The sequence below is a fragment of the Pseudogulbenkiania sp. NH8B genome (genome assembly GCF_000283535.1).
Taxonomy (GTDB): domain Bacteria; phylum Pseudomonadota; class Gammaproteobacteria; order Burkholderiales; family Chromobacteriaceae; genus Pseudogulbenkiania; species Pseudogulbenkiania ferrooxidans.
This window is the reverse complement of sequence record NC_016002.1, coordinates 3215001-3233224: the sequence shown is the minus strand read 5'-3', so window position 1 is coordinate 3233224 and position 18224 is coordinate 3215001. Positions and strand designations below refer to the sequence as shown.

The window sequence follows — 18224 nt, the reverse complement described above, 5'->3', positions numbered from 1 at the left end:
GAACGTGATGGCCAACGATCTTGGCGGTGCGGCCAAAACGCTTTATTCAGTGGACGATGGAACGAATAGTGCAGGCATCACCAGCTCGACCGATTTGCTGACCAAGGATACAGCCTATAGCACTGATGTCAGTGCTCATGGAGCGCGTATTTGGATCACGACGGATGGCCGGGTGGGGTACGACGCGAGCACCCTGAGTGCTGATTTCAAAGCGACATTGAATGCTCTTGGGGCTGGAGAATATCAGACAGATACCTTCACTTATGCGATCAGGCTTGGCAACGGGACGCTTAGTTGGGCGACGGCGACTGTGCAGTTTGCCGGGGTGAACGACGCGGCGACCTTTAGCGGCGACGACACCAAGGGCCTGACCGAGACCGATGCGGCCCAGACCACCGGCGGCACGCTGGTGGCGCACGACGTGGACAGCGCCGAAACCTTCCAGGCCCAGAGCAACGTCGCCGGCAGCAGCGGCTACGGCCACTTCACCATCGGCAGCGACGGGACGTGGAGCTACACCATGGACTCGGCCCACAACGAGTTCAAGGACGGGGTGAACTACAGCGACACGCTGGTGGTGAAGAGCGCCGACGGTACCGAACACACGCTGACGGTGAACATCGCGGGCACCAACGACGCGGCCACCTTCAGCGGCGACGACAGCAAGGGCCTGACCGAGACCGATGCGGCGCAGAGCACCGGCGGCACGCTGGTGGCGCACGACGTGGACAGCGCCGAAACCTTCCAGGCGCAGACCAATGTCGCCGGCAGCAACGGCTACGGCCACTTCACCATCGGCAGCGACGGGACGTGGAGCTACACCATGGACTCGGCGCACAACGAGTTCAAGGACGGGGAAAACTACAGCGACACGCTGGTGGTGCAGAGCGCCGACGGCACCGAGCACACGCTGACGGTGAACATTACTGGTACCAACGACGCGGCGACCTTCACGGGCGACGACAGCAAGGGCCTGACCGAGACCGATGCGGCCCAGACCACCGGCGGCACGCTGGTGGCGCACGACGTGGACAGCGCCGAAACCTTCCAGGCGCAGACCAATGTCGCCGGCAGCAACGGCTACGGCCACTTCACCATCGGCAGCGACGGGACGTGGAGCTACACCATGGACTCGGCGCACAACGAGTTCGCGGCCGGCACCACCTACAGCGACACGCTGGTGGTGCAGAGCGCCGACGGCACCGAGCACACGCTGACGGTGAACATTCTGGGCACCAACGACGCGGCGACCTTCACGGGCGACGACAGCAAGGGCCTGACCGAGACCGATGCGGCGCAGACCACCGGCGGCACGCTGGTGGCGCACGATGTGGACAGCGCCGAAACCTTCCAGGCGCAGAGCAACGTCGCCGGCAGCAACGGTTACGGCCACTTCACCATCGGCAGCGACGGGACGTGGAGCTACACCATGGACTCGGCGCACAACGAGTTCAAGGACGGGGTGAACTACAGCGACACGCTGGTGGTGAAGAGCGCCGACGGCACCGAGCACACGCTGACGGTGAACATTACTGGCACCAACGACGCGGCCACCTTCAGCGGCGACGACAGCAAGGGCCTGACCGAGACCGATGCGGCGCAGAGCACCGGCGGCACGCTGGTGGCGCACGACGTGGACAGCGCCGAAACCTTCCAGGCCCAGACCAATGTCGCCGGCAGCCAAGGCTACGGCCACTTCACCATCGGCAGCGACGGGGCATGGAGCTACACCATGGACTCGGCCCACAACGAGTTCAAGGACGGGGTGAACTACACCGACACGCTGGTGGTGAAGAGCGCCGACGGCACCGAGCACACGCTGACGGTGAACATTACTGGTACCAACGACGCGGCCACCTTCAGCGGCGATGACACCAAGGGGCTGACCGAGACCGATGCGGCCCAGACCACCGGCGGCACGCTGGTGGCGCACGACGTGGACAGCGCCGAAACCTTCCAGGCCCAGACCAATGTCGCCGGCAGCCAAGGCTACGGCCACTTCACCATCGGCAGCGACGGGACGTGGAGCTACTCCATGGACTCGGCCCACGACGAGTTCGCGGGCGGCACCACCAACACCGACACGCTGGTGGTGCAGAGCGCCGACGGCACCGAGCACACGCTGACGGTGAACATTACTGGCACCAACGACGCCGCCACCATCACCGCGTCGGCGAGCGAAGACACCTCGGTCACCGAGGTGGGCAGCGGCGTGGCCGGCGACTCCAGCGCCGGCGGCCAGCTGACAGTCCACGACGTCGACAACGGCGAAGCCCACTTCCAGACCCCGGTCAGTCTCACCGGGACCTACGGCGACTTCAGCTTCAACGCCAGTACCGGGGTATGGAGCTACGCCCTGGACGATACCCGACCTGCGACCGACGCCTTGGCCACGGGCAGCGTGGTGCACGACACGCTGACGGTCAAATCGTTTGACGGTAGCGCCAGCTATACCATCGACGTCGCCGTCAACGGCAGCAACGATAGTGTCAATCACGCCCCGACCGACATCGTGCTGAGCATGGCCGAGCCGGGGGGGAACGCCCTGCCCGGAGCTGGGGCCGTGCTGGGCACGCTGTCCACAATTGACGTCGATAGCGGCGACACGTTCACCTATTCATTGATTTCCAGCAGCACGGTGTCGGGTAGCGCCGCCAGTTTTTCCATCAGCGGCAATTCGCTGAGTACCGGCACAGGTCTTGCCTCTAATTCGGTGTACCAACTGGATATCCAGACAACCGATTCTGCCTCGGCGACCTATCACGAAGTCTTCAACATCATCACGGGCACCAATGCTCAGGGGCAAGTGACGGGCGATGATGGCTCCCTGCCGTCCGGCGGCGGCGCGAATTCCATCCTGATCGGGGATGACGTGCTGTATGGCAGCGGCGGCAACGATGTGATGTTTGGCGGCTCGGGCAACGATACCCTGTTCGGCCAGAACGGGAACGACGTGCTGTATGGCGGGGCGGGCAACGATACCCTGAGCGGTGGCAACCAGGCTGACCGGTTCGTGTTTCTTGCCTCGGATAATGGCGGGACCGACACCATCACCAATTTCACGGCGACGGGTGCCAACGCCGACACGTTGGATATCTCTGACTTGCTGATCAACTACAACCCGGCAACGCCCAGTGCCTTCGTCCATTTCACCGAGAGCGGTGGCAATACCATCGTCAGTGTGGATCGCGATGGCAGCGGTGGCAGCTACGGTTTTCAGGATGTCGCCATCCTGAATGGGGTGACGGGTCTGAACATGAATGACATGCTGACATCAGGCAAGCTCGATGTGGTGCCCTGAATTCGCCTTCATCGAGCGAGCCACGATGGGGAAAGTGAGGGGGCCGCTGGCTCTACCGGGTGCTACAACACAAGCAGGATGGCGTCGCGCGCCGCAAGGCGTGCGGCGTGCCCGCATGTGGTGGCTGGCCGCTCTGGCCGGCGTGGCGATGGAGGTAGGGGCGATGGGACTGCAGCTGACCTCCCCGGCGTTTGCGCCGGGGGCGAGCGTGCCGGCGCGTTATACCTGCGACGGGGTGGACGTTTCGCCGCCGCTGGCGTGGCAGGGCGCACCCGCCGGCACGCGCTCGTTCGTGCTGATTGTCGATGATCCGGACGCACCGGACCCGGCGGCGCCGAAGATGACCTGGGTGCATTGGGTGCTGTACAACCTGCCGCCGGATCGCCACGAGTTAGCCGAAGGCGCCTCGCAGCATCTGCCGCCGCAGGTCGGCCAAGGGTTGAACGACTGGCAGCGCACCGGCTGGGGCGGGCCGTGTCCGCCGATCGGGCAGCACCGTTATTTCTTCAAGCTCTACGCGCTCGACACGGTACTGCCGGATCTGGGGCATCCCGGCAAGCATCGGCTGGAGCAGGCGCTGCAGGGCCATGTGCTGGGCGAGGCGCAGCTGATCGGGGTGTATCGCCGGCCATGAGCGCGGGCGGTGTCGTACTGGAGCGGTGAGCTCCCGCCGTTTCCGCTTGCACCCCATTGTGTTTCTTCCCGCTCCCGCGACATACTGCGGTCATTTTCGCCCGCCATTCTTGGCGGGTAACGACCGCAGAGGACGGCATGCCGAATAGTTTGAACCGAACCGACCCCGTCGAGCTGGCCAGCTACCTGCTGGCCGGCACGGCGTTGTATGTCGTGCTGCAGTTTCACTTGCTGGCAGCCCTGATCGCCGGCTTGCTGGTGCACGAGCTGGTGGCGCTCGCGGCGTCCCAGGCGCATCTCAACCGCATGGCCGGGCATCGCGCCCGCGCCGTGGCGGTGCTGCTGTTGTCCATTCTCATCATCCTGCTGTTGGTCGGCTTCTCGTTCGGCGTGATGTCGATCTTCCACGGCGAGACCGGGGCGGTGCCGGCCATCCTGCAGAAATCGGGTGAGATCGCGGTGCTGCTGCGCCAGCAACTGCCGGGCTGGCTGGCTGAGCATCTGCCGAACAACAGTGACGAGCTGAAGAACATGGTGAGCCGTTGGCTGACCCAGCACCTCGAGGAGCTGCGCCTGGTCGGCGGGGCCGCCGGCCGGGGCGCAGTGCTGGTGCTGATCGGCATGGTGATCGGGGCGATGGTGGCGCTGTCCGAATCGCTGCATCGCGAAGGCAGCGGGCCGCTGGCGCTGGCGCTGGTGCGCCGGACGACCTGCCTGGCTGCGTCGTTCCGCAAGGTGGTGTTCGCGCAGGTGCGCATCGCCGCGCTCAACGCCTTCCTGACCTGGTTGTTCCTGGGAGTGGCCTTGCCCCTGGCCGGGACACCGTTACCGCTGACCAAGACCCTGATCGCCATCACCTTCCTGGTCGGGCTGCTGCCGGTGATCGGCAACCTGATCTCCAATACCATGATCGTGGTGGTGGCGATGTCGCAGTCGCTTGGCCTGGCGGTGGCGGCGCTGGTCTTCCTGGTGGTGATCCACAAGCTGGAATACTTCCTCAACGCCCGCATCGTCGGCTCGCGCATCCAGGCGCGTTCCTGGGAAATCCTGCTGGCGATGATCGTGCTGGAAGCGGTGTTCGGCCTCCCCGGCGTGATCGCGGCGCCGATCTATTACGCCTACCTGAAGGCCGAGCTGAAGGCCATGGGCCTGCTCTGACAGACAGAAACAAAAAACCGGGCAGTTACCACTGCCCGGTTTTTGCATGGGTTTTCGGCCAACGTTGGCCGAAGTAGCGACCCGTTGCTTGGCGCCTAGCCCAGTGGGCGAGCGAGCCAAGGCTGGTTAAGTGCGGCCGGAGCGCAGGAACCGCCATGTACACGTAGTACATGAGGAACATGGCCAAGCGAATCTTCCCGTGAGATTCGCATGCGCGGAGCACCGCCCCCGCTCAAGATGCGAAGGCCTAGCCGCCTGATGGGCTAGGCGGTTACCACAGCACCTTCACCGCCTGCTCGCCCAGCCAGTCCTGTAGCGCCAGCAGCAGTCCGTCGTCCAGGCGCACCCCCCATTCCGGCGGCAGCAGCAAATCCCCCTTGGCCAGTCCGTTGTTGTAGCTCAGCCGTACCGGGCAGCCGGCGTCTTCGCTGCGGAACGGGCCCAGCGTGGTGCGCAGCCGCGCCACGTCGGCGTTGCCGTTGATCTGCAGCGCCAGGCTGCGGGCGTAGCGGCTGCGCGCCTCGCCCAGCTCGTAAATCTTGTCGGCGATGATCCGCAGGCCGCCGTTGAAACTGTCCTCGCTCACCTTGCCCTCGATCACCAGCACCGTGTCTTCGCGCAGCTTGGCGCGGTTGGCGTCGAAGCTTTCCGAGAACACGCTGACCTCGCGCTTGGCGCTGCCGTCGTCAAGCTGGATGAACGCCATCTTGCCGCGGTTGCCGACCTTGGTGCGCAGGCCGGTGACGAAGCCGGCGATCAGCTGCGGCTCCTTGCGCGGCGTGATGCGAGACAGCGGGGTCTTGATGAAGCCGCGCACCTCCTTCTCGTAGGCCGAGAACGGGTGGCCGGAGAGGTAGTAGCCGATGGCGAGTTTTTCTTCGGCCAACTGTACCGCCGGCGGCCACAGCTTGACCTCGACCATCTCCACGGTCGGCGCGCTGTCGGCGTCGAACATGTCGAACAGCCCGCCCTGGTTGGCGTTGGCGGCTTCCTGCTCGGCCGCCTCCATGGCGAGGCCGACGTTGGCGAACAGCTTGGCCCGGTTGGGTTCGATCGCGTCGAAGGCCCCGGCGCGGATCAGCGATTCGATGGTGCGCTTGTTGACGGTGCGCTTGTCGGTGCGGCGGCAGAAATCGAACAGGTCGGTGAACGGCCCACTCTCCTGGCGCACTGCGACGATATGCTCCACCGCCGCCTCGCCGGTGCCCTTGACCGCGCCCAGCGCGTAGCGGATATGCTGGCGATCCACCGGCACGAAACGGTAGAAGCTCTCGTTGACGTCGGGCGGCAGGAACTTCAGCTTGTTGGCGACCGAATCGTCGTAGAACACCTTGAGCTGGTCGGTGTTGTCCAGTTCCGACGACATGGTGGCCGCCATGAACGCCGCGCAGTGGTGCGCCTTGAGCCAGGCGGTCTGGTACGACACCACGGCGTAGGCGGCGGTGTGCGACTTGTTGAAGCCGTACTCGGCGAACTTGGCCATCAGGTCGAACAGCTGTTCGGCCAACTTCGGGTCGTAGCCCTTGGCGGCGGCGCCCTGCGCGATCTTGCCGCGGTGCTCGGCCATCTCCTCCGGCTTCTTCTTGCCCATCGCACGGCGCAGCATGTCGGCGCCGCCCAGGGTGTAGCCGCCGATGATCTGCGAGATCTGCATCACCTGTTCCTGATACACGATCACGCCGTAGGTCGGTTCGAGACACGCGGTCAGGTCAGGGTGGAAGTAATCGACCTCCTGCTTGCCGGCCTTGCGCAGGATGAAGTCGTCCACCATGCCGGAGCCGAGCGGGCCCGGCCGGTACAGCGCCAGCACGGCGATGATATCTTCGAAACGGTCGGGCTTGAGCTTTTCCAAGAGCCGCTTCATGCCGTCCGATTCGAGCTGGAACACCGCCGTGGTGTTGGCCTTCTGCAGGATCTGGTAGGCGGCCGGGTCGGTGAATTCGAGCAGGTTGAGATCGGTGTCGAAGGCCGGATCGAGCGCCTTGATGTACTTGACCGCGAGGTCGATGATGGTGAGGTTGCGCAGCCCCAGAAAGTCGAACTTCACCAGGCCGATCTGCTCGACGTCGTCCTTGTCCAGCATCGAGACCGGCACGGCGTCGTCGCCGGCCGCCTGGTACACCGGGCAGAAGTCGGTGATCTTGCCCGGTGCGATCAGCACGCCGCCGGCGTGCATGCCGATGCCGCGCGTCAGGCCTTCCAGCTTCTTCGCCAGTTCCCACAGCTCGCGCAGCTCTTCCTCGTTCTCCAGCCGTTCTTTCAGAATCGGCTCCATCTCGACCGCGTCGTCCAGCGAGTACTGCTTGCCCGGTGCCGCCGGGATCAGCTTGGAAACGCCGTCGCAGAACATGTAGGGCAGGTCGAGCACGCGGCCGACGTCGCGCACCACGGCCTTGGCCGCCATGGTGCCGAAGGTGGCGATCTGGCTTACCGCCTCGGCGCCGTACTTCTGGCGCACGTACTCGATGACGCGGTAGCGGTTGTCCTGGCAGAAGTCGACGTCGAAGTCAGGCATCGACACCCGCTCCGGGTTCAGGAAGCGTTCGAACAGCAGCGCGTAGGCCAGCGGGTCGATGTCGGTGATGCCGAGGCTGAACGCCACCAGCGAGCCCGCGCCGGAACCTCGCCCCGGGCCCACCGGGCAGCCGTTGTTCTTGGCCCAGACGATGAAGTCGGCCACGATCAGGAAGTAGCCCGGGAAGCCCATCTGGACGATGGTGTCGCACTCGATTTTCAGGCGCGCGTCGTAGCGCGGGCGCTCGGCGGCACGGACCTCCGGGTCGGGGTAGAGCTTCTCCAGCCGCGTCTCCAGACCCTCCTTGGACAAGTGGACCAGGTAGTCGTCCAGCGTCATGCCTTCGGGGGTGGGGAAGTCCGGCAGGTAGTTCTTGCCCAGCTGCACTGTGATGTTGCAGCGGCGCGCGATTTCCACCGAATTCTCCAGCGCTTCCGGGATGTCGTGGAAGCGCTCGATCATCTCCTCGGTCGACAGGAAATACTGGCATTCGGCGAAATTCTTCGGCCGGCGCTTGTCGCCCAGGGTGTAGCCCTCGGCGATGCACACCCGCGCTTCGTGCGCCTTGAAGTCGTCCGGATCCATGAACTGGATCGGATGCGTCGCCACCACCGGCAGCCCGGTCTCGCCGGCGAGCCACAGGGTCTGCTGCACCACGCCTTCGATCTGCGGATTGTCGAGGCGCTGCACTTCCAGATAGAAATTGTCCGGGAACAGCCCGGCCCAGTAGCGTGCACGCCGTTCCGCCACGTCGCGCTGGCCGTTGGCGAGCGCCATGCCGACATCGCCCAGATGCGCGCCGGAGAGGCAGATCAGCTGGCTGTTGTCGCCGTTTTCCAGCCACTCGCGTTTCAGCTCGGCACGGCCGCGGTACTGGTTATGCAGCACCGCCTGCGTCAACAGATCGCACAGCCGTAGGTAGCCGGCGCGGTTCTTGGCGGTGAGCAGCAGGCGAGAGGGCTTGTCGCGGTCGTCGTCGTTGCTGATCAGTGCATCGACCGAGACGATGGGCTTGATGCCGTTGCCGCGGCAGGCTTTGTAGAACTTGACCATGCCGAACAGGTTCATCAGATCGGACATGCCGATGGCCGGCATGCCGTGCTTCTTGGCGCGCTTGACGGCGTCGTCCAGACGTACGATGCCGTCGTAGACGGAGAATTCGGAGTGGAGTCGCAGGTGGACGAAACGGGGAGGATTCATCCCGGCATTTTAGCCGTTGCCGGGGCGCGGCACCATCGTGGCAAGATCGTGAGGTTGGCCGAAGACCGCGGCCAGCCCGGCGCGCTCAGTGATCCTTCGGCTTCATCGCGGCCAGTCCGGCCTTCTGCATCTCCAGGGCCTTGATCTGCATCGACAGCATGCCCAGATTCATCGTCAGCCAGCCTTCCACTACGCGCAGCTCAGCCATCTTGCGGTCGATTTCCTCTTCGGTCAGCGGCGGCATGAAGGGCTGGGCGGAGGAGGGGGTGGCGTTCTGCCAGAACTGGCGGAACATGGCGAAGGGATCGGCAGGATTGAAGTCGGCGCTCATGGGGGCTCCTGAATGAAAAAACAAAAACGGGCGACATTACGTCGCCCGTTCAGTATAAGCCAGTTGAACCCGATTAGTTCTTGCAGGCCACCTGCGCATCCACGGCAGCCAGGGCGACCATGTTGACGATGCGGCGTACCGACGAGATCTGGGTCAGGATGTGGACCGGCTTCGACATACCCATCAGGATCGGGCCGATGGTCACGCCATCCGACGCCGACACGCGCAGCAGGTTGTACGAGATGTTGGCGGCTTCCACGTTCGGCATCACCAGCAGGTTGGCCGCGCCCTTGAGCGTGCTGTCCGGCATCGCCTGGTTGCGGATGGCTTCCACCAGCGCCGCGTCACCCTGCATTTCGCCATCCACTTCCAGTTCAGGCTGGGCTTCCTGGATCAGCGCCAGCGCCTCGCGCATCTTGCCGGCCGACTCGATGCCGCTGGTGCCGAAGCTGGAGTTCGACAGCAGCGCCACCTTCGGCGCGATACCGAAACGCTTCACCGATTCGGCCGCCATGGCGGTGATCTCGGCCAGCTGTTCGGCGCTCGGGTTCGGGTTGACGTAGGTGTCGGTGATGAAGATGTTGCCGGTCGGCAGCATCAGCGCGTTCATCGCACCGGCCACTTTCTTCTCGTTGGCGTAGCCCAGCACGTTCTCGACGATCTCGAAGTGCTGACGATAGGCACCGTAGGTACCGCAGATCAGCGCATCGGCCTCGCCGCGACGCACCATCAGCGCGCCGATCAGCGTGGTGTTGCCGATCACGCGGCGACGGGCCTGTTCCTGGCTCACGCCCTTGCGCTTCATCAGCTGGTAGTACTCTTTCCAGTACTCGTTGAAGCGCGGGTCGGATTCGTTGTTGACCAGCTCGAAGTCCTTGCCCGGGGTCATCTTCAGGCCGAGACGCTCGATACGCTTCTCGATCACCGAGGGACGGCCGATCAGGATCGGGAAGGCCAGACCCTGCGACACGATTTCCTGGGTGGCGTGCAGCACGCGCTCGTCCTCACCCTCGGCCAGCACGATGCGCTTCTTGTCGGTCTTGGCCTGCGAGAACACCGGCTTCATGAACAGGTTGGTCTTGTAGACGAACTGGGCCAGCTGCTCGACGTAGGCGTCGAAGTCGGCGATCGGGCGGGTGGCCACGCCGGAATCCATGGCCGCCTTGGCCACAGCCGGGGCGATCTTGACGATCAGGCGCGGATCGAACGGCTTCGGAATCACGTATTCCGGGCCGAACGACAGCTCCTGGTCACCGTAGGCCGACGCCACCACGTCGCTCTGCTCGGCCATGGCCAGGTCGGCGATGGCGCGCACGGTGGCGAGCTTCATCTCTTCGTTGATGGTGGTGGCGCCCACGTCCAGCGCACCACGGAAGATAAACGGGAAGCACAGGACGTTGTTGACCTGGTTCGGGTAATCGGAACGGCCGGTGCCGATGATGGCGTCCGGGCGGACTTCCTTCACCAGCGGCGGCAGGATTTCCGGTTCCGGGTTCGCCATGGCCAGGATCACCGGGTGAGCCGCCATCGACTTCACCATCTCCTGGGTCACCAGCTTGGGACCGGACAGGCCCATGAAGATGTCGGCGCCGACCATGGCGTCCGCCAGTTTGCGCTGGCCGTTATCCTTGATGGCGAAGCGCTTCTTCGATTCGTCCATCTTCTCGTCGCGGCCCTCGTAGATCACACCCTTCGAGTCGCACACGGTGATGTTTTCGCGCTTCACGCCCAGCGCCACCTGCAGTTCCAGGCAGGCGATAGCAGCCGCGCCGGCGCCGGAAGCCACGACGCGGACCTTGGAGATATCCTTATTGACCAAGCGCAGCGAGTTCAGCACGGCGGCGGCGGCCACGATGGCGGTACCGTGTTGGTCGTCGTGGAACACCGGGATGCCCATGCGCTCGCGGCACTTCTTCTCGATGTAGAAGCACTCCGGCGCCTTGATGTCTTCCAAGTTGATGCCGCCGAAAGTCGGCTCCATCGAGCAGATGATGTCGACCAGCTTGTCCGGGTCGTTTTCATTCAGCTCGATGTCGAACACGTCGACACCGGCAAATTTCTTGAACAGCACCCCCTTGCCTTCCATCACCGGCTTGCCGGCCAAGGGGCCGATGTTACCCAGGCCCAGTACGGCGGTACCGTTGGTGATCACCGCGACGAGGTTGCCGCGCGCGGTGTACTTGTAGGCGTTCAGCGGGTCTTCGACGATAGCGTCACACGGTGCAGCCACGCCCGGCGAGTAGGCCAGGGCCAGGTCGCGCTGGGTGGCCAGCGGCTTGGTCGGGGAAACCTGGATTTTGCCCGGCTGCGGGAACTGGTGGAAATCGAGTGCGTTTTGACGCAATTGCTCATCCATCTGGGAGCTCCTGATTTTCTTAGGTATCTTTAAGGGGGTGTGTGTCGTGTCGTGTGGTCCGACATTATAAGGGCACTAGGGCTAACCCTGTAAACGGGATGTAGTGACGCCATGCAAATACGCGATGGAGAGGTCTCCATCGCGTTGTCAGACAAAATACAATTTACATCATGCCGAGGGTTCTAGGCAGCCACAACGAGATCGCCGGCACGTAGGTCACCAGGCCGAGGAAGACCAGCATGGTCAGGAGCCACGGCCACACCGCCACGGTGAGTTCGGTGATGCCCATCTTGGTGATGCCCGAGGCCACATACAGGTTCAGGCCCACCGGCGGGTGACACATGCCGACTTCCATGTTGACCACGATCAGGATGCCGAAGTGCACCGGGTCGATGCCCAACTGGACCGCCACCGGGAACAGGATCGGCGCCATGATCAGGATGATCGACGACGGCTCCATCACGTTGCCCGCCAGCAGCAGCAGGATGTTCACCATCAGCAGGAAGGCGATCGGACCGAAGCCCATGTCGATCAGCCAGCTCGCCATCGCCTGCGGTACGCCCTCCGAGGTCATCAGGAACGAGAACAGCACGGCGTTGGTGATGATGTAGAGCAGCATCGCCGACATGCTGGCCGAATCCAGCAGCACCTTCGGCACCTGCTTCAGGTTCAGGTCCTTGTAGATGAACACGGCCACGATGAAGGCGTATACGGCGGATACCGCGGCCGCCTCAGTCGGGGTGAAGATGCCGCTATAGATACCGCCGATTACCAGCACGATCAGCGACAGCCCCCAGGCCGACTCCTTCAGCGCCTTCATGCGCTGGGCAAAACTGGCCTTGGGCAGGCGCGGGTAGTTGTTCTTGCGGGCACGGTACCAGGTTGTCAGGCCCAGCGAGGTCGCCAGCATAGCGCCCGGCACCACGCCGGCCATGAACAGCTGGCCCACCGAGGTGTTGGTGGCCACCGAGAACATCACCATGGCGATGGACGGCGGGATCAGGATGCCCAGTGCGCCCGAGGTGGTGATCACACCGGCGCCGAACTTGTTGGGGAAGCCCTGCTTCACCATGGCGGGCAAGATGATCGAACCAATGGCCACCACGCAGGCCGGGCTGGAGCCCGAAATCGCGGCGAACAGTGCGCAGGCCAGCACGCCGGCCAGGCCCAGGCCGCCATGCCAGTGCCCCACCATGCTCGAGGCAAAGTTGATCATGCGCCTCGCCACCCCGCCGTGGGTGAGGAAGTTGCCGGCGAGGATGAAGAAGGGAATCGCCATGATCTCGAACTTCTCGATGCCGGTGAACAGCTTCAGCGCCACCGACTCGATCGGCACCTGGGTCATGGTGAACAGGAAGGTCAGCACGGTCAGGCCCAGCGAAATCGAGATGGGCATGCCGGTGATCATGAGGGCGATCAACAGCCCGAAGAGAATCAGTGTGCTCATTTTTTCACCCCATGCTGCTGCAGGTCTTGCGGGTGGAGGTTCTCCTCCACGACGTCCCAGTCGGCTTTTGCCGTTTCGTCATCCATGCCTTCGACGTGGGCGTGGTCGTGCTTGGGCAGAACGCCGGTCTTGATGAACGACACGGTCACCTGCAGGAAGCGGAAGCACATCAGATAAGAACCGCAGGGCACCGCGAGGTAGACCAGCCACATCGGCAGTTCCAGGTCGGCCGAAGTCTGACCGGTATGGGCGATTTCCCAGACGAAGCTGGCGCCCAGGGTGCCGACGGTGCCGGTGAACAGGGCGCCGGCCAACAGGCCGAACACGATGAACTTGCCGCGTACGCGCTCGCTCAGGCGGTTGATCAGCACGTCGACGCCGACGTGGATGCCGGTACGCACGCCGTAGGCGGCGCCGAACTTGGCCATCCAGACGAACAGATAGATGGTCAGTTCCTGCGCCCAGGACATGTTGACCTTGCTGAAGATGGGGTTCAGCAGTTCGACGCCCGAACCGTAGCGATGGACCACCGCGACAAACGTCACCAGAGTCGCCACGCCGATAAGGACGGAAATGATCCATTCCTCAAGGTGGTCGAGAAGTTTCAGCATTGAGTATCTCCCGATAGATCAGAAAAAAAGCGCCCTGCCTGGTCAAGCAGGGCGCTTCTGGGGGCATGGTTACTTGGGAGCGACGTAGCCGGTTTCTTTTTCCACTGCCTTGAGCAGATCCTTGCCGACACGGTCGGCCATCTTCTCGTGTACGGCCTTCAGGGTCTTCTGGAAGGCGGCCTTTTCGGCCGGGGTCGGGGTGTAGACCTGGGTCTTGCCGGAGGCCTTGATCGCGGCGATCGCCTTGTCGGTATCCTGCTTGGCCAGTTGCAGTTCGTACTTGGTGGCGTCCTTCATGGCGCCTTCCAGGGTGGTGCGGACATCCGCCGGCAGGCCGTCCCAGAATTTCTTGTTCACCACCACGGCGTAGCCGAGATAGCCGTGACCGGTCAGGGTCAGGTTCTTCTGCACCTCATAGGCTTTGCTGGTATAGAGGTTGGACGGCTCGAGTTCGGTGCCATCCACTACGCCGGTCTGCAGCGCCTGGTACACCTCGGAGAACGCCATCACCTGCGGCAGGGCGCCCAGCGTGCGCATCTCTTCTTCCAGTACCTTCGAGCCCTGGATTCGGATCTTGGTACCCTTGAGATCGGCCGGGGTGCGGATCGGTTTGTTGGACGAGAAGTTCTTGAAGCCGTTGTCCCAGTAGGCCAGGCCCTTGATGCCCTTGCTTTCCAGCTTGCCGAACAGCTGTTGGCCGATCGCACCCTGGGTGATCTTGTGAACTTCGTCGTAGTTGTCGAACAGGTAGGGTAGGTCGAACGCCTCGAATTCCTTCACGCCCATCGGGCCAAACTTGGCCAGGCTCGGGGCCAGCATTTGCACCGCGCCCAGTTGCAGGGCTTCCAGTTCTTCCTTGTCCTTGTAGAGCTGGCTGTTCGGGTAGACCTGTACCGAAACCTTGCCCTTGGTGCGCTCTTCGGCCAACTTCTTGAAGTACTCGGCCGCCTTACCCTTCGGGGTGTCCTGGGCGACGACGTGGCTGAACTTGATGACGATTTGGCCGGCGGCGTGGGCCATGCCGGTCATGCCGAAGGTGGCACCGATAACCAGAGCGGCAATTTTCAGTTTCATTGAAAGTGTCTCCATGAGATGCGTCGATTTTATGAATGCAGCCCTTGTTGTCGGGCCGTCATTACGGTGTAAAGTAGAAGGCAAGCCGTTCCCGATCCATTGGGGAATTCAGCATTAGGGAAATCCCTTACCCCTTTGTCATTGCCCCGAGCCATGCCCAAATCCCGCTCTCCGCGTTTCCTGCTGCTGACCACCGTTGGCTCCCTGCTGGCCCTGATCACGGCCTTGTCCGGCATCGTCTACCTGGTGTATCGCGACTGGATGGAAGGGCAGCGGGACAGTCTCATCCAGGAGGTGCTGTGGCTCGATCAGTCGTTGCGGCTGCACTTGGAAACGCATCGGGAGTGGGCCGAGAATGCGGCCAACGATGTGTCGGGGCTGCGCATCAACGGTTACCAGTTCCAGCAGAGTGCCCGCCTGTTGCTGCGCGAGAACCCCGAGCTGCTCGAAGCGGAGCGGGTGGATGCGCGTGGGCGCATCCTGTGGGATACCCGCCGCGTCAACCTGCCTGGCGATGTGCTGAGCGGCGCGGCCCATGATGCTTTGTGGCGTGCCAGCAAGCTGATGCGGGCGGCCTACGGCGAGGCCTATCGGGGGCGGGACGGCAAGTACCGCTTCGACATGGCCGTGCCCATCATCGTCGAAGGCGAGTACGTCGGAGGCATTCGTCTGGTCTATCAGATGGAGGGGCTGCTGTATAACCAGGTGCCATGGTGGATCGCTTCCAAGTACCTGATCAGTATCCAGGACCTCGGGGGAAAAGTGCTGGCCAGCCGCTTCGACGAGGCCGAGCAGCCGGGCACGCTGCAGTATCAGATCAGTTTCGACCCTCCCGGCCACGGACTGACCCTGCGCGCGGTGGAGTATCGTAGTGCGATGGGACTGACCCTGCCGGTGCTGGTGGTGGCGGTGGTCACCCTGGTGCTGGCGCTGCTGTATTCGGTATGGCGCATCCGGCGCCACATCCGCGAACGCTCGGCGGCGGAGCGGGCACTGGAGCTGGAAATGTCCCTGCGCCAGGCGATGGAAGACAGCATGAAAAGCGGCCTGATGGCGTTGAGCGCGAGCGGCGAGATCGTCCGCGTCAACCGGGCGTTCTGTGCCATGTCCGGCTTCAGCGAGAACGAGCTGGTCGGGCAGTCGCCACCGCATAGCTTCTGGCCCACGAACGAATACCCCTTGCTGCACGACACCATCGCCGCCGTGTTGCGAGGGTTCCAGCCTGAACACGGATTCGAAGTCCCCTTCGTCACCAAGAACGGCGAAGCCTTCGAAGTCCGCCTCTTTGCCACCCCGCTCGTGGAGCGCGATGGCAGTCAGCGCGGCTGGATCTGCTCGATGTACGACATCACCGAACTGAAGAAAAAGCGCCTGGCGCTCAACGCGTCGCACCAGCGCTTCCTCACGGTGCTGAACGGGCTGGACGCCGGGGTATGCGTCACCGACAAAGGCGGCAGCCAGCTACTCTACGCCAACCCGACCTTCAGCCACTTGTGGATGAAGGACGAGCCCGATGCCGACTGCTGCCTGTTGCTGCCACGGCTGCCCGATGGCGACGAAGAGGGTGCAGAGAACCAGCACCTGGAGTTCACCTCGGATGGCGGCAGCAACTGGTTCCAGATCCATCGGCGCCGCATCGAGTGGGTCGATGGTCAGGAGGCCTGGCTGTCTATCCTGACCGACGTCACCGAGCTGCGCCAGCGCGAAGCGCGCGAACGCGCCCAGGAGGAACGTTTCCAGAATACCTCGCGCCTGATCGCCATGGGCGAGATGGCCTCCAGCCTGGCGCACGAGCTGAACCAGCCGCTGTCGGCAATCAATACCTACTCGTCCGGCCTGCAGCGGCGCCTGCCCCCCGACCTCGAACTGCCCAAGGGCGTGCGCGAGGCGATTCAGGCTATCTCCGAGCAGGCGCGTCGCGCCGGGCAGATCGTCAACAGCATCCGTGCCTTCGTGAAGAAGCATGCGCCGCAGCTCGAGCTTGCCGACCCTGCCAAGGTGGTCGGGCGTGCCATCGGCCTGGCCGAACCGATGGTAGTCAAGCACGGCGTCAACCTGCTGCTTCAGCCATCCGAATCGGTTTGTCGTCTGGAAATGGATCCGGTTCTGATCGAGCAGGTGCTGCTCAATCTGATCAAGAACGCCGTCGAGGCCATGCGCGATGCCGAGACGCGCCGGCCGCAGGTGACGGTGCGCTATGGTGCCGATGCCGGCTATTGGCGTGTGGAAGTGGCCGATAATGGCCCGGGGTTGTCCGACAGTATCCGCAGCAACCTGTTTACCCCGTTCTACTCCAGCAAGCCCGATGGGCTCGGTATCGGGCTCAACATCTGCCGTTCGATCGTGGAGTTCCATCGCGGACAGTTCGGCGTTGAGCGCTCCGCCGGCGGCGGCTGCGCGTTCTGGTTCACTCTACCGGTGGCTGCGCTGGAGCGGGAACAAAAAACGGCGCCTGCTGGCGCCGTTCGCTGAGAGGGCTGTTCGCCGCTCAGTCCGGTGTCAGCACCGTCTCCTGGCCTTCGGCCAACGTGTCGGGGTAGTCGCGGCTGTAGTGCAGGCCGCGGCTTTCCTTGCGCAACAGCGCCGAACGCACGATCAACTCGGCCGTCTGCACCAGGTTGCGCAACTCGATCAGGTCGTTGCTGATGTGGAAGTTGCTGTAGTACTCGTTGATTTCCACGCTCAACAGCTTGATGCGGTTGAGCGCCCGCTCCAGTCGCTTGTTGGTGCGGACAATGCCGACGTAGTCCCACATCGCGCGGCGCAGTTCGTCCCAGTTGTGCGAGATCACCACTTCCTCGTCCGGGTCGGTCACCTGGCTGTCGTCCCAGTCCGGGATGTCCGGCAACGAGATGCCCGTTGCCGCCAGGATATGCTCGGCTGCCGCCTTGCCGATCACCATGCACTCCAGCAGCGAATTGCTGGCGAGTCGGTTGGCGCCGTGCAGTCCGGTGCAAGCCACTTCGCCCACAGCGTACAGTCCTTCGACGTCGGTGCGGCCCTTCAGGTCGGTCACCAAGCCACCGCAGGTGTAGTGTGCCGCCGGCACCACCGGGATCGGCTGCTGGGTGATGTCGATGCCGAGTTCCAGGCAGTGGGCGTAGATATTGGGGAAGTGTTCCTTGATGAAGCTGGCCGGCTTGTAGGAAATATCCAGATGCACGCAATCCAGGCCATGTTTCTTCATCTCGAAGTCGATGGCGCGCGCCACCACGTCGCGCGGCGCCAGCTCGGCACGCGGATCGTGCTTGGGCATGAAGCGAGTGCCGTCCGGCAGGCGCAGGATGCCGCCTTCGCCACGCACCGCTTCGGAAATCAGGAATGATTTGCTATGCGGGTGGTAGAGGCAGGTTGGGTGGAACTGGATGAACTCCATATTCCCCACCCGGCAGCCGGCACGCCAGCCCATGGCGATGCCGTCGCCGGTCGCGGTATCCGGGTTGGTGGTGTACAGGTACACCTTGCCGGCGCCACCGGAGGCCATAATGGTGTGCTGCGCCGCAATCGTCACCACCTCGTCGGCCTGCTTGGCCAGAGCGTAGGCGCCATACACCCGCTTTCCTTCCAACCCCAGCTTGGCGGAGGTGATCAGGTCGAT

General features: G+C 63.5%; 11 protein-coding genes and 1 other RNA gene (1 of these 12 only partly in view). 4 read left to right on the top strand and 8 right to left on the bottom strand.

Annotated elements, in window-relative coordinates; genetic code table 11:
* Positions 1 to 7 precede the first annotated feature (7 nt).
* The 3 genes from NH8B_RS20215 to NH8B_RS14800 all read left to right on the top strand — a co-directional run bounded on the left by NH8B_RS20215 (position 8) and on the right by NH8B_RS14800 (position 5092).
* Positions 8 to 3301, top strand: a complete 3294-nt coding sequence (locus NH8B_RS20215) for a beta strand repeat-containing protein (protein ID WP_232503569.1) — start codon at positions 8 to 10, stop codon at positions 3299 to 3301.
* 115 nt (positions 3302 to 3416) lie between these two features.
* Complete coding sequence (locus NH8B_RS14805) at positions 3417 to 3935, top strand: YbhB/YbcL family Raf kinase inhibitor-like protein (protein ID WP_014088016.1); 519 nt, start codon at positions 3417 to 3419, stop codon at positions 3933 to 3935.
* 137 nt (positions 3936 to 4072) lie between these two features.
* A complete protein-coding gene (locus NH8B_RS14800; protein ID WP_014088015.1) occupies positions 4073 to 5092 on the top strand; it encodes an AI-2E family transporter in 1020 nt (339 codons plus the stop codon).
* 93 nt (positions 5093 to 5185) lie between these two features.
* Here the strand turns inward: NH8B_RS14800 and NH8B_RS20280 are convergent.
* From NH8B_RS20280 to NH8B_RS14770, 7 genes are all read right to left on the bottom strand, one after another.
* Positions 5186 to 5264: non-coding RNA, sX9 sRNA (locus NH8B_RS20280), on the bottom strand.
* Positions 5265 to 5363: 99 nt separating this feature from the next.
* Entirely contained in the window at positions 5364 to 8807 is a 3444-nt protein-coding gene (gene dnaE / locus NH8B_RS14795; protein WP_014088014.1) for a DNA polymerase III subunit alpha, read from the bottom strand.
* Between the two features lie 85 nt (positions 8808 to 8892).
* Positions 8893 to 9138 (bottom strand): PhaM family polyhydroxyalkanoate granule multifunctional regulatory protein, encoded by a 246-nt coding sequence (locus NH8B_RS14790; RefSeq protein ID WP_014088013.1) that lies wholly within the window; start codon positions 9136 to 9138, stop codon positions 8893 to 8895.
* Positions 9139 to 9211: 73 nt separating this feature from the next.
* A complete protein-coding gene (locus NH8B_RS14785) occupies positions 9212 to 11494 on the bottom strand; it encodes an NADP-dependent malic enzyme (RefSeq protein ID WP_014088012.1) in 2283 nt (760 codons plus the stop codon).
* Between the two features lie 163 nt (positions 11495 to 11657).
* On the bottom strand, positions 11658 to 12941 hold the full coding sequence (locus NH8B_RS14780) for a TRAP transporter large permease (protein WP_014088011.1): 1284 nt from the start codon (positions 12939 to 12941) through the stop codon (positions 11658 to 11660).
* Complete coding sequence (locus tag NH8B_RS14775) at positions 12938 to 13552, bottom strand: TRAP transporter small permease (RefSeq protein ID WP_014088010.1); 615 nt, start codon at positions 13550 to 13552, stop codon at positions 12938 to 12940. The genes NH8B_RS14780 and NH8B_RS14775 overlap by 4 nt, the downstream gene beginning before the upstream one ends.
* Before the next feature lie 69 nt (positions 13553 to 13621).
* Positions 13622 to 14626 (bottom strand): TRAP transporter substrate-binding protein, encoded by a 1005-nt coding sequence (locus tag NH8B_RS14770; protein WP_014088009.1) that lies wholly within the window; start codon positions 14624 to 14626, stop codon positions 13622 to 13624.
* A gap of 153 nt (positions 14627 to 14779) precedes the next feature.
* Here NH8B_RS14770 and NH8B_RS14765 point away from each other — a divergent pair, with 153 nt between their 5' ends.
* A complete protein-coding gene (locus NH8B_RS14765) occupies positions 14780 to 17098 on the top strand; it encodes a PAS domain S-box protein (protein WP_014088008.1) in 2319 nt (772 codons plus the stop codon).
* 16 nt (positions 17099 to 17114) lie between these two features.
* Here NH8B_RS14765 and nadB read toward each other — a convergent pair whose 3' ends face one another.
* Positions 17115 to 18224, bottom strand: the 3' portion of a protein-coding gene (gene nadB / locus NH8B_RS14760; RefSeq protein ID WP_008955926.1) for an L-aspartate oxidase. 465 nt of this gene lie beyond the right edge of the window; the window shows 1110 of its 1575 coding nt (coding positions 466–1575); the start codon falls outside the window, past its right edge; its stop codon occupies positions 17115 to 17117.